Here is an 11,128-nt window from a genome sequence, read left to right on the forward strand (position 1 = left end):
TGCTTCAACCGAATGAAACACTTCCGCCGCTTCGCCACCCGCTATGACCGCAGAACCATTCACTTCGAAGGCTTCATCTGCCTCGCCGCAGCAATGATCTGGCTGCGATGAATGTCGATCCGGCCTAGCGGCGCTGGTGCTGGCGACTGGTCTGTCCTCGGGTCCAGTGGCCGGGGCGGGTTTCGCTGCCCTCGGCTTGGCGTGGCTTATAACGACGGGTCTTGCAGTACGCGAGGTTCTTGCCGGCCGTATTGCATCGCACCGGCGCTGGATGATCCGGTCCTATGCGCTCACGCTCTCAGCAGTGACACTTCGTATCTACCTGCCGCTCTCGGACGTCTTCAACGTCGAATTTCTAACAGCCTACCGTATTATTGCATGGGCTTGCTGGCTACCGAACCTTCTGCTCGCAGAGCTCTATCTCTGGCGTCGTCCGACAAGTGTTCCGTCGCTCACCCCATGACAGCTACAAGGAGTAATTGAATGCGTATCTTCATGACGGGGGCGACCGGCTTTGTCGGCCCTGCGCTTATTAAGCATCTGTCGACAAAAGGCCACGAGATCGTTGGATTGGCCCGTTCAAAGACATCAGAGCGTCGCTTGCGGTCTCTGGGCGCGCGTCCGCTTGCAGGGAGCATCGTCGATCTCGATATTCTCCGTAGAGGAGCTGCCGAGGCCGATGCGGTCGTACATCTCGCCTACAGCTTTTCGCCGGGCGACCTACCGCGCCGGCGCTTGTTTGGCGCTCTCCTCGGGGGATGGCCCGGCAACACCGTCGCGAGAATGATGCAGGCGATAACGGCCACGAACGAGGCAGCCATTGATGCTTTGGCCGCGGCTTTGGCTGGATCCGGACGCCCGATGGTGACGGCGTTCGCTACTATGGGCGTGGCCGGCCCCCCAGGCGCGCGCGCCGAACGCCATGCTGTGGAAACCGACTTACCCGATCCCCGCTCACCCGGTCACGTTCGTGCTGTCAGCGAGGCCTTGGTGAGGCAGTGGGCGCAAAGTGGCGTGCGGGCATCCGTGGTTCGGCTCGCGCCGTCAGTGCACGGTCGGGGCGACAGTGGGTTAATTCCGCAACTCGCGACAGCTGCCCGTAAGAATGGTGAGGTGCTCTATGTCGGAGACGGCTCAAATCGATGGAGTGGGGTACATATCGGCGATGCCGTCTCTCTCTTTGAGCTGGCGCTTGAAAAGGGACGGGCGGGGGGTGTTTATCACGGCGCAGCAGAGGAAGGGGTCACATACAAGCAGATTGCTGAAATCATGGCCAAAGACCTCGGTCTTCCAGTCCGATCCGCAACATCGCTGCAAGCCAAGCGCCAGTTCGGCTTCCTGGCGCCCTTTGTGGGAGTCGATAACCCTGTCGACAGCCAGCGGACACAGCAAGAACTCGGCTGGCGGCCGGTTGGCCCCGCATTGATCGACGATCTCGAAGGATTGGATTATTTCGGCACGGCATAAACGGTTCACGAGCGCCGAGTGATAAAAAGAAAGAGCCGGGCGAAAACGCCGCCCGGCTTCATTGCTCCCACGAGGACGATCAGAAACTCAGGATGATCTTGCCACGCGCCCTGCCAGATGCCTGACGCTCGAAGGCCTCTGCGAACGAGGTAATGGGGAAAACACCATCGATCAGGACCGATTGGCCCTTTGCCCCCATCGCCTTGACCAGATCCGAGAGCCGCTTTGCGTTCGATGTGTGAAACACGAATGCACCTTCGACCTTGTGGGCGGTCGCCAGTGCCTGATCGGGCGGAGAAACGGTGGAAAGCAGCTTACCACCACTGCGCAACACCTCGAAAGAGCGCTGCTGTGTCTCCCCGCCGATCGTGTCCAGCACCACATCGATGTCAGAAACCTTGCGGGTAAAATCCTCGGATCGATAGTCGATGACCTGATCTGCACCCAGTTCGCGCGCGATCTCCCCACCGTCTCCCGACGCAGTGGCCATAACCCGGGCGCCAAGGCCCCTGGCGAACTGGATAGCGAAGCTTCCGACACCCCCGGTACCTGCATGCACAAGCACGGTCTGGCCGGCCTGAAGATCCGCCATCTCTACAAGTGCCTGCCAGGCTGTTCCTGCGGCGGTCGGCAATCCGGCCGCGCTGTTAAAGTCCAGATCTTGAGGAACAAGCGCCAGTTGATCTTCGGGAACGATGGCGTAGTCCGCGAAAGCGCCACCCTTCGTCGGGTCGAGCCGCGCCAAGATCCGATCCCCCGCCCTCCAGCGCGAGGTCAGTGAACCCGTTTTCTCGATCGTGCCCGCGAGATCCGTGCCCATGGCCGACGGGAAGGTGAGCGGGAAGTAGGCATGCACCTGACCGCGTTGCAGCTTGACGTCGAGCGGGTTGAGGGCCGCGGCTGCAATGCGAACGAGCACCTCACCGTCTTTCGGCTCAGGGATAGCGGCGTCCTGCAGAACAAATATTTGTTCATAGTCTGCGAGAATGATCTGTTGCATTGTCAGCTCCTAGTTCTTGACCGGCCAGGCACCCATCTGGGCAAACCAGCCCATCCAGTCTTCCATGTGCCAGGTGTGGGTAATCCGACCGTTCTCGAAGGCGTGGAACTCATGGATCGGAAGCGAGAATTCGCGGCCGGTCGGGGCAACCCCGAACCAATCTGCAACGTGGCGGCCGGTAATGACGGCGCGGACCGCTGCCTTGTCCGGCCCGCCGATCACATCGACGATCTCGATCTTGAGGTCAGCGAACGCTTGGGAGAATGCGGCGATCATGGGCTTGAAGCCATCGCGGCCGGCTGCCTGGCCAGGAGCAAGCGGGATGTCTTGCCAATCGAGAACGACGCTTTCGTCGAGAAGAGAAGGATTTCCTTCGAACGCCTTATAGAAGGTGCGAAGCGTCTGTAGATCTGCGGTACTTATCCCGCTGTATGGTGGTTGTTCGTTGCTCATATCAATCTTTCTATGTGGACGATGAGCAACGTACGTCACGCGATTTCATCGTTGAAATCGATATTAGGTATGCTGTAACATCCACCGCATGGATTTACATGGTATCGATCTGAACCTCCTTGTGGCCTTCGACGCTCTTATGGCCGAGCGGAGCGTGACGCGTGCAGGAGTAAGGATCGGGCGCACACAGCCGGCGATGAGTGCAGCACTTTCCCGTCTGCGTGCTCTCTTGCGGGATGATCTGTTTATTCGTGGCCCAGACGGGTTGCAGCCGACGCCGCGCGCGCTCGATCTCGCCGAACCTCTCGGCCATGCGCTGGCAGAAATCCAACGAACTCTGGAGTTCACGCAGGTCTTCGACCCCTCTAAGTCAACCGTCACATTCTCGATCGGCCTTTCCGAGCACGCGGCGTTTATTGTCCTGCCAAAACTACTTGCTCTCCTGCGAACTCAGGCGCCGGGTATCGTTTTACGGATCCGCAACTTCGACCATCGCGACGCGGTCCTCTCGCTTCTGGATTCTGGGGAGGCAGATCTAACCGTCGGCGTGCCGCACACGGCGGCAGGTCGTATCCTGAGCGAACGACTGTTCGAGGAGAGTTTCGTCTGCGTCCTCCGCAAAGACCATCCGCAAGCAGACGCAGAGCTAACGCTCGACTCGTTTCTCCAGATGTCGCATCTTCTGGTTTCTCCGGAAAACGAGCGTTTCGGGATGGTCGATGCCGCACTCGGCAAGCTGGGGTTGCGACGGCGCCTTTCGCTGACGCTCCCGCAAATGTACGCCGCGCCGCCGCTCGTTGCGTCGTCCGACCTGATGGCGACGCTGATGAAGGGCGTCGTTGAAGCATCCGGGTATCGCGAACAGCTTCACGTCCTGAAGCCGCCATTGGAACTTGGAACGGCAAAGTTCGACATGGCATGGCATAGGCGCAACGACGTTCACCCCGCACAGCGCTGGCTGCGTGAGGTAATCGGGTCACTCTTTGAAAAGGCCGCCTCCTAGACTGGCCTCTGCCAGAAAGGTTAGACGACATGCGCGGGGGTAGAGCTCGCCTCAATCGTGGTCGCGCAGCTGGCGCTCCCCGCGCGCCCAGTCTTCGACGTGAAATGTCCGGGCTACTCTGCCATCTTGAACTTCGTGGACATCGATGGTCATGATCCGGAAGGCGTGACCGGACTGGGCGACACCGAGAAACTCGCCGACAGGTGTGCCTTGAGCTTCGCTGCGAACAACAATCTGTTTCCCATCGTGACAACATCCCGGATCTCGAACCTGAAATCCGGTACCTTGGCGATTCGGGCGCTCCATCTCGCGATCGTCGCTTCGCGTGGAGATGGCGCTGCCAACGCGATGACTAAGCCGGCGGTTTGGAGGATGTTGCTCATGGGTGTTCCTTTGGCAAAGGTAGGATCTGCTTGCGGTTGCGTGTTTGGGAGCATTGCCGAGCTTTTGGCGTTGTTGAGACTATTGACGCTTGGGCTTCATCAGGTCGGCTATCCCAAGTCTATCGAAGAACGAACGCTGCCTGGCGCCGATCAAGGCTTCGATCTCGTCCATCCCTTTGGCCTGTGGATCGATCGTAATCCTGAACGGTTTCTCTCCGAACGGAAGATCGAGGACATCCTTCACCGCTTTGCCAACGGATTCGACAGTCAAACCGAGGCCTTTTTCGGCATCCAGTACCTCAAGCGCCGTGCCCAGGCCGCGAAGACGATCCGGAAGCTCACCGTATTGGCTGACGACGGCAAGGCTCTCCGGTCCATGTGCGTCCGCGAAATGTTCCGTGCCGGACGTAAATGCTCCGGGCACCACGATGACACTCTCGATACCAAAGGGTGCGGCTTCAAAGCGCATTGCTTCGGCCAGAGCCTCGCCCGCCGCCTTGCTGGCTATATAGGGACCGATGAAGGGCTCGTCGATGCGCGAGGTCGTGCTGCCGACATAGACAAGGACGCCTCCCTTCTGCCGGCGCATGATTGGTAGCGCTGCCCGGTTCACCCGAAGCCAGGAGATCGCGTTGGTGTCTAAAATCCTTACCATTTGCGCAGGCGTGAAGGCCTCGGAAATGCCGACCATCAGCATGCCCGCATTGTTGACGACCACGTCGAGCCGACCGGTCTCCAGCAGGACCTGATCGAATGCTGCTCTAATGCTCTCCTCCGAGAGGACGTCGAGCTCAAGCGCGCGCAGATCGATCTTCTTCTCCGCCGCGAACCGCGACATCTGCTCGACACGTTCCTGGTTTCGATCCTTAAGAGATCGCATCGAAGCGTAGACAATGTCGCCCGCGTTGGCGAGTGCCTCGGCGACGGCGCGACCGATACCGGATCCGGCGCCTGTGACGACAATGACTTTCTGAGACATAATATTTCTCCTCAAGCCAATCCGCCATTGGCGCGCACGACTTGGCCATTGACCCATCCTGCTGCGTCAGACAGAAGAAATGCGACGACTTCGGCAATGTCCTGTGGCTGTCCGAGACGTTTGAAGGGTGCCGCTTGGGCCATGCGGTCGATCTCGGCCGGGCTCTTGCCCGTAACGAACAAATCCGTTTCGACAGGACCGGGAGCCACGGCGTTGACGGTAATCCGCCGACTTCCAAGCTCCTTGGCAAGCACGCGCGTCAGAGCCTCGATGGCGGCTTTCGTCGCGTTGTAGATGCCGTAGCCTGGAGGGTTGAGGGCAAGCGTCGTGCTGGAGATGCTAACGATGCGGCCGCCGTCGACGATGCGTCGCGCGGCTTCGCGCATGCCGTTAATTGTTCCTCTAAGATTTGTGTCTAGTTGTTCCGACAACCCTGCGTCGTCGAGGTCTTTGATCGGCGACGGCCTGATGATGCCCGCACTGCTGACCAGCGCGTTCACCTTGCCGTAAGCGCCTTCCGCTTGATCGAAGAGCGCCTTCATTTCGGCCGCTGACGAAACATCGGCGCGAACCGCATTCGCACGCCCACCTTGTCCGACGATCTCTGCGACGACAGATGCGGCTTCGTCATGATTGTTGGCGTAATTGACGACAATGTCCCAACCGTGTGCGGCAAGGAGCAGGGCGGTGGCGCGACCGATCCCGCGCGATCCACCTGTGACAATAACTGTTCTTTGCATGTGGCGTGCCTCCTTCAGGCTTTCCTTGAGCCATTTTACGGAGGTGTCGTACCGAGATGAAATCGACTTATGGTATGGGTCATCATTTACGCGGTTGATAAAGGTTTCGCCGATCCATACGAGAACTGTCGCTGAGTTTTTGCGCTTTCCATAACTAGGACTGACCGCATTCCGCACGTCATAGGAAGTACTATAGTCGCGAACGCGACACGTGAGGACCGCAGGGAGCTTGCAATGCGGAGGGTGACTTTTTCTACGATGAAGAAGAGGGAACATCCGGCGATCATTTGAGCCGTGGGTAGAATTGGCAACTAGCTCTGCGGCTCCGGCATACGATTGCTTATGGTGTTCATTACATCGGCGTGCGTCTTCCGCTTCTATTTGAGCTAGTTAGCCCGCAAGAGGCGGTGGTCCGCGGTTCGACTCCTTTCAAGAACAACTAGAGGAACGGAGAACGGCGACGGTCTTAAAAGTGCTATGGCGTTTGTCATTCATTTGCATTATAATTTCACCGAAAATTGGAGATAGCTATGGCTGCTAATGCACTGGTACAAACTCGTATTGACGCCGAGGTTCGGGACCGTGCCTCCGCAGTGCTCGGAAATATGGGGCTTACGGTATCGGATGCGGTTCGAATCTTACTCACCCGGACCGCCAACGAGGGTGCGCTGCCGCTGGAGCTTCTTTCAGGGAGTGAGGCCCATGACGCTTGGTTTCGCACCAAGGTACTTGAAGCGCTGAACGATACTCGACCGGACGTCTCGGATGATGAAGTTGAGGCACATTTCGCTGGCCGTCGAGCGGCCGCCCGCCTTAACGTGGGTGCTCGCAAGTCGTGAAGCTAACCTGGTCCGCGTTCGCGTTATCGGATCGCGATGCAATCTTCACATACATAGAAGCAGGAAACCCGTCAGCCGCTATTCTGGTTGACGAACGGATAGTTTCTGCTGTCCGCCGGTTGATGGATTTCCCCGCGAGCGGTCGTGTCGGCAGAATTGCCGGCACCCGCGAACTGGTCATTAACGGCACGCCGTACGTTGCGGCGTATGCAATTACCGAAACAGCAGTTCGTATTCTTCGCGTCCTCCATGGCGCGCAGGAATGGCCTGACACCGTGCCAACGCGTTAGGGCTTTGTTCTCGGTACTTAGTATCAACGTGTCGGCGGTTCGAGTCCTTTTCAAGGCGTGAAAAGCTTCTTATCAGCTTTCTGAATTCGTCAGTCACAGGCACGGAAATCGCCGCAAGGTGCAATAGGTGGCGTCGCCTATCGATACTTGCGTAAGCGCTGTCCTGACCCCACCTTCCGGATCGGCGTTTGATTGACGATGTTCAGCCTCGAAAGAGGGCTTGGACATATGTCGATTTCAGAGCTTACGCTTAGATCCAAGGATGAGCCGGTACGCCGGTTCGAGGTGTTCACTGGCAATGGCCGTCGTCGGGAATGGACCGACGATCAGAAGGCGCAGATCATTGCGGAGAGCTGCGAACCGGGCGTGACGGTGTGCTCTGTGGCGCGGCGGCATGGGTTGATGCCTCAGCAATTGTTCACATGGCGACGGCTCGCCCGAAAGCCAGCTGGGGTTCTTTCTGTGCCGGCGGAGGAGCCGATGTTTGCACCAGCGGTCATCGTGACAACCCGAGACGTCGGAGCCGAAGAAGGCGCGGCAGGCACGTTTGCCAAGAAGAACTTTTCCGGAGTCGGCTATTGAATTAAAGATTGATGGAGCCACGCTGCGCATTGCCTCGGGCACCGATGCCACAACCATTGCTGCCGTCATCCAGGCGTTGAAGGCTCAATCGTGATTGGGCCGTCCGGTGCGGTGAAGGTAATGATCGCTACCAAGCCTGTAGACTTCCGCAAAGGCGCGGAAGGATTGGCGGCACTGGTGAAGGCTGAGATGGGTGCTGACCCGTTTTCCGGCATGATCTACGTATTCCGGGCCGTATCCATCCGGCGAAGGCCGCGGAGCTTATGATTTAGGCTGGTCCGCCATGATGCGTTCGATCCTTTCCGGATCACATTGCTCGTCGATAAGGAACTGCCGCACACCTCCGTCCCAGGTGCGGATATCGGCGAGGAATTCCTGCAAGCTTTCGATCCCCCGGTCCGTGAAGGTGGTGATGCCCTCTTCGCTGCCGTCATGGACATGGATCATCTCGCCGTAGTCGATGTTGTCGGAATTGTTGGCGATTTTCTGGAGAAGTTCAATGTTCTCGCCGATCAGCGAGGCAACATAGTCGATCGTGTAGACATGCGTCGGGCGCGCCATCAGGCTGCTTTCTGGTGGACGTGGCCTGCGGAAGACCAGTTCCACGGCAACAGTTCAGGCAGCCGCGACACGGGGATGCCAGGCATGCGAGCGAGCACGTCCGCCAGCCAGGCCTGCGGATCGATGTCGTTCATCTTGGCCGTGACGATCAGGGAATACATGAAGGCAGCACGCTCGCCGCCGCGCTGGGAGCCGGCGAAGAGCCACGCCTTTCTTCCGAGAGCTATCCTGCGCAGGGCGCGCTCGGCCGCATTGTTGGTCAGACATAGCCTGCCGTCATCGAGGAACCGGGTGAAGGCCTCCCAGCGTCCCTCCTTCTCGAACATGTAGTTGATCGCCTTAGCGACGGGATTGTGCTTCGACATCTGGGAACGCTGGGCCATGAGCCAGTCGCGCAGTTCCTCGGCGATCGGACGCGCATGCTGCCGCCTCGCTACCAGTCTCTCCTCGGCGGACTTCCCATTTATGCCTCGCTCGAAATCGAAGAGCGCGTCGATGCGGGCGACGGCCTCGAGCGCGACAGGCGATATCTCGTGGGCAGGTTTGCCCTTGCGCACGTTGCCGGCGATATCGGCCAGTTCAAAGAACTTGCGCCGTGCATGGCTCCAGCAGAGCGCGCTCTTGACCGGTTCGGGGCGGCGACCCGCACGATAGAGATCGTTGTAGCCACCATAGGCATCCGCCTGCAGTATGCCGTGCCATCCGGCAAGATGCGTGTTGGGATGGGTCTTCTCCCGGTCCGGAGAAAAGTGGAAGAACGCTGCAGGAGGCCCGCCGCCCGCAAAGGGACGATCATCGCGGACGTAGGTCCATAACCTTGCCTGCCTTGTTGCACCCCTGGCCAGAAGCGGCACGGTGGTGTCGTCACCATGCAGCCGAACGGCTGCCAGAACATGGGCACGGATCAGGTCATGGATCGGCTGCAGCGCCGTCGCGCAGGCCCCGACCTGATCGGCCAGAGTAGAGAGGCTGAGATCGACGCCTTCCCTGGCATAGCGCTCGGCCTGGCGGTTCAATGGCTGATGCTGACCGAACTTCTCGAACAGGATCGTGGCGAGCAAGTTGGGACCTGCCCATCCACGCGGAGTCGGATGGAAGGGAGCCGGTGGCTGGCTGATCTTCTCGCAGTCCCGGCAGGTGAACTTCTCCCGCACCGTCTGGATCACCTTCCACTGGCGCGGGATCGCCTCCAGCGTCTCGGTGACGTCTTCGCCGATCTTCACGATCTGGGCCGAGCCGCAGCAGGCGCATTGCGTGGGAGCTTCGATGACCAGGCGCTCGCGTAGCAGATGCTCGGGAAACGGCTTGCGGGCCGGCCGGCGGCGTTCGAAGGCGGAGACATTTGTGATCTTCGCTGCCACGCGTTCAGCCGCGATCTCGTCTTCGGTGGCGTCGGCTTCGAGTTCTTCGAGCTGCAGTTCCATCTGGTCGATTAGCCGGGCGCGCCGTTCCGAGCTCTGGCCATACTGCTCACGGCGCAGCTTTGCGATCTCGAGCTTGAGGTGCCGGATCATCGCCTCCGAAGTCGTCACGACGGCGCGCACCTGCGCGAGATCGGCCTCGGCGGAGGCGGCACGCGCTTCCGATACCGCAAGCGCGGCGCGCAATCTGGCTATCTCCGAAGCAGCATCATCCATGGCCGAAAGCTACCATGGAACCACAAAAAGCCCAACAAAAACAGTGGAGCGGTTGGCGACTATCCTGCCGTTGCAGGTCGCTGCGTCCAGCGTGGATTGCGCCAGTCGATCCCTTCCAGAAGATAGCCGAGTTGCGCCGCCGACACTGGCACGGCGGAGCCATTTTGACTGACCGGCCAGATGAACTTTCCGGCCTCAAGCCGCTTCAGGTAAAGCGACATGCCGATCCCGTCGTGCCACAAAACCTTGATCAGATCACCCTTGCGACCCCGGAAGCAGAAGACCTCACCGCCATGAGGATCGCGGCCAAGACCCTGTTGCACCTTCAGCGCCAGGCTGTTCATGCCGCAACGCATGTCCGTCACGCCGCCCGCGATCCACACCTTCACCCCGGCCGGAAAGGCGATCATGACGCATCCAGGACCGGCAAAAGGCCGGCAAGGATGTTCGGATCAAGCGAGGCCGGGATCGTCAGGCGACGACCGTTCGGCAGGCCGATCTCGATCGTCTTGTCGCCGTCCGACCGGAGCGGACCGGCCATCTCGGAAGATGCCGGCGGCGGCAAAATCGAAAGCGGCACGAAGCTTGTTGATGCGGCAACGCTCAGAAGCCCGCTCCGGTATTCCCGACGCCAACGGGTCAACAACGACCGAGACAATCCATATCGCCGCGCCGTCACTGAACCCTGCCGAAAGCCTTGCAAGCTCTCTTCGACGATCCGAACCTTCTCTTCGTCCGACCAATCCCGTCGACGGCCAAGATCGTCCGCGGAAAAGACCTCAATAGGGGAAATGATTGTAGCGCATGACATAAGGCATGGACTTAAAGCCAATCACGAAATCAGGGCAGACGGCCTTCGGCGGAGGCATACTCCGGGCCAAGCGCACGGACCGGATCAAACTGATCTTCTGGGATGGCAGCGGCGTGTGCCTGGTCGCCAAACGACTTGAGGATGGCGAGTTCCATTGGCCTCGAATGCAGGACGGCGCGATGCATCTGACATCCGCCCAGTTCTCGGCTCTGTTCGAAGGATTGGACTGGAAACGCGTGGCAGCGCCGAGCCAAACGCGCACGCCTGTTAAGGCCGGATGACGGCCGAGACCAATTGAATCAGCCGCATTCAACCTCTCGTTCCGAGCGGCAAAATATGCTGTTCTCAACCTATGACGATGACGGCAGACGAGCTTCCGGATG

18 protein-coding genes are annotated in these 11,128 nt (G+C 59.4%); 8 read left to right on the plus strand and 10 right to left on the minus strand.

What is annotated here, in order from left to right:
- Positions 1-166: 166 nt before the first annotated feature.
- Both LRX75_RS23495 and LRX75_RS23000 read left to right on the plus strand, forming a co-directional pair.
- Positions 167-463, plus strand: a complete 297-nt coding sequence (locus LRX75_RS23495; protein WP_420851262.1) for a DUF2306 domain-containing protein — start codon at positions 167-169, stop codon at positions 461-463.
- Between the two features lie 20 nt (positions 464-483).
- Entirely contained in the window at positions 484-1,467 is a 984-nt protein-coding gene (locus LRX75_RS23000; protein ID WP_231816904.1) for an SDR family oxidoreductase, read from the plus strand.
- Positions 1,468-1,546: 79 nt separating this feature from the next.
- Here the strand turns inward: LRX75_RS23000 and LRX75_RS23005 are convergent, their stop codons facing one another.
- On the minus strand, positions 1,547-2,467 hold the full coding sequence (locus LRX75_RS23005) for an NADP-dependent oxidoreductase (RefSeq protein ID WP_231816905.1): 921 nt from the start codon (positions 2,465-2,467) through the stop codon (positions 1,547-1,549).
- Between the two features lie 9 nt (positions 2,468-2,476).
- Entirely contained in the window at positions 2,477-2,920 is a 444-nt protein-coding gene (locus LRX75_RS23010; protein ID WP_231816906.1) for an ester cyclase, read from the minus strand.
- Between the two features lie 88 nt (positions 2,921-3,008).
- On the opposite strand from LRX75_RS23010, the gene LRX75_RS23015 reads away from it, so the two are divergent.
- Complete coding sequence (locus tag LRX75_RS23015; RefSeq protein ID WP_231816907.1) at positions 3,009-3,923, plus strand: LysR family transcriptional regulator; 915 nt, start codon at positions 3,009-3,011, stop codon at positions 3,921-3,923.
- Positions 3,924-3,974: 51 nt separating this feature from the next.
- On the opposite strand, the gene LRX75_RS23500 is transcribed toward LRX75_RS23015, so the two are convergent.
- The 4 genes from LRX75_RS23500 to LRX75_RS23030 form a co-directional block, all read right to left on the minus strand.
- On the minus strand, positions 3,975-4,157 hold the full coding sequence (locus LRX75_RS23500; RefSeq protein WP_420851263.1) for an ester cyclase: 183 nt from the start codon (positions 4,155-4,157) through the stop codon (positions 3,975-3,977).
- Positions 4,073-4,306 carry a hypothetical protein gene (locus LRX75_RS23020; RefSeq protein ID WP_231816908.1) on the minus strand — a complete coding sequence of 78 codons (234 nt, stop codon included), beginning with the start codon at positions 4,304-4,306 and terminating at the stop codon, positions 4,073-4,075. The genes LRX75_RS23500 and LRX75_RS23020 overlap by 85 nt, the downstream gene beginning before the upstream one ends.
- 79 nt (positions 4,307-4,385) lie before the next feature.
- Positions 4,386-5,285 (minus strand): SDR family oxidoreductase, encoded by a 900-nt coding sequence (locus LRX75_RS23025; RefSeq protein WP_231816909.1) that lies wholly within the window; start codon positions 5,283-5,285, stop codon positions 4,386-4,388.
- An 11-nt stretch (positions 5,286-5,296) separates the two neighbouring features.
- Complete coding sequence (locus LRX75_RS23030) at positions 5,297-6,025, minus strand: SDR family oxidoreductase (RefSeq protein WP_231816910.1); 729 nt, start codon at positions 6,023-6,025, stop codon at positions 5,297-5,299.
- A 530-nt stretch (positions 6,026-6,555) separates the two neighbouring features.
- Between LRX75_RS23030 and LRX75_RS23035 the strand changes: the two genes are divergently transcribed.
- From LRX75_RS23035 to tnpB (LRX75_RS23370), 4 genes are all read left to right on the plus strand, one after another.
- Positions 6,556-6,864 carry a type II toxin-antitoxin system RelB/DinJ family antitoxin gene (locus tag LRX75_RS23035; protein WP_231816911.1) on the plus strand — a complete coding sequence of 103 codons (309 nt, stop codon included), beginning with the start codon at positions 6,556-6,558 and terminating at the stop codon, positions 6,862-6,864.
- Positions 6,861-7,154, plus strand: coding sequence for a type II toxin-antitoxin system RelE/ParE family toxin (locus tag LRX75_RS23040; RefSeq protein ID WP_231816912.1), 294 nt, complete (start codon positions 6,861-6,863; stop codon positions 7,152-7,154). Before LRX75_RS23035 ends, LRX75_RS23040 begins: the two co-directional genes overlap by 4 nt.
- Positions 7,155-7,352: 198 nt before the next feature.
- The gene (gene tnpA / locus LRX75_RS23045) at positions 7,353-7,736 is read left to right on the plus strand and encodes an IS66-like element accessory protein TnpA (protein WP_231816913.1); all 384 of its coding nucleotides are present in this window, start codon (positions 7,353-7,355) and stop codon (positions 7,734-7,736) included.
- Positions 7,737-7,856: 120 nt separating this feature from the next.
- The gene (tnpB, locus tag LRX75_RS23370) at positions 7,857-8,003 is read left to right on the plus strand and encodes an IS66 family insertion sequence element accessory protein TnpB (RefSeq protein WP_420851259.1); all 147 of its coding nucleotides are present in this window, start codon (positions 7,857-7,859) and stop codon (positions 8,001-8,003) included.
- Here tnpB (LRX75_RS23370) and LRX75_RS23055 read toward each other — a convergent pair.
- From LRX75_RS23055 to tnpA (LRX75_RS23505), 4 genes are read right to left on the minus strand one after another with little or no spacing between them, the layout of a single operon-like run.
- Positions 7,998-8,297 (minus strand): hypothetical protein, encoded by a 300-nt coding sequence (locus LRX75_RS23055; RefSeq protein ID WP_110808511.1) that lies wholly within the window; start codon positions 8,295-8,297, stop codon positions 7,998-8,000. The genes tnpB (LRX75_RS23370) and LRX75_RS23055 overlap by 6 nt on opposite strands.
- Positions 8,297-9,934, minus strand: coding sequence for an IS66 family transposase (gene tnpC / locus LRX75_RS23060; protein WP_231816914.1), 1,638 nt, complete (start codon positions 9,932-9,934; stop codon positions 8,297-8,299). Before tnpC ends, LRX75_RS23055 begins: the two co-directional genes overlap by 1 nt.
- A gap of 59 nt (positions 9,935-9,993) precedes the next feature.
- Positions 9,994-10,344 carry an IS66 family insertion sequence element accessory protein TnpB gene (gene tnpB / locus LRX75_RS23065; RefSeq protein ID WP_011654616.1) on the minus strand — a complete coding sequence of 117 codons (351 nt, stop codon included), beginning with the start codon at positions 10,342-10,344 and terminating at the stop codon, positions 9,994-9,996.
- The gene (gene tnpA / locus LRX75_RS23505; RefSeq protein ID WP_420851261.1) at positions 10,341-10,745 is read right to left on the minus strand and encodes an IS66-like element accessory protein TnpA; all 405 of its coding nucleotides are present in this window, start codon (positions 10,743-10,745) and stop codon (positions 10,341-10,343) included. The genes tnpB (LRX75_RS23065) and tnpA (LRX75_RS23505) overlap by 4 nt, the downstream gene beginning before the upstream one ends.
- A gap of 5 nt (positions 10,746-10,750) precedes the next feature.
- Between tnpA (LRX75_RS23505) and tnpB (LRX75_RS23075) the strand changes: the two genes are divergently transcribed.
- Positions 10,751-11,026 (plus strand): IS66 family insertion sequence element accessory protein TnpB, encoded by a 276-nt coding sequence (gene tnpB / locus LRX75_RS23075; protein WP_231816915.1) that lies wholly within the window; start codon positions 10,751-10,753, stop codon positions 11,024-11,026.
- The last annotated feature ends 102 nt before the right edge of the window (positions 11,027-11,128 follow it).

It is taken from the genome of Rhizobium quercicola, assembly GCF_021168455.1.
GTDB lineage: Bacteria > Pseudomonadota > Alphaproteobacteria > Rhizobiales > Rhizobiaceae > Ferranicluibacter > Ferranicluibacter quercicola.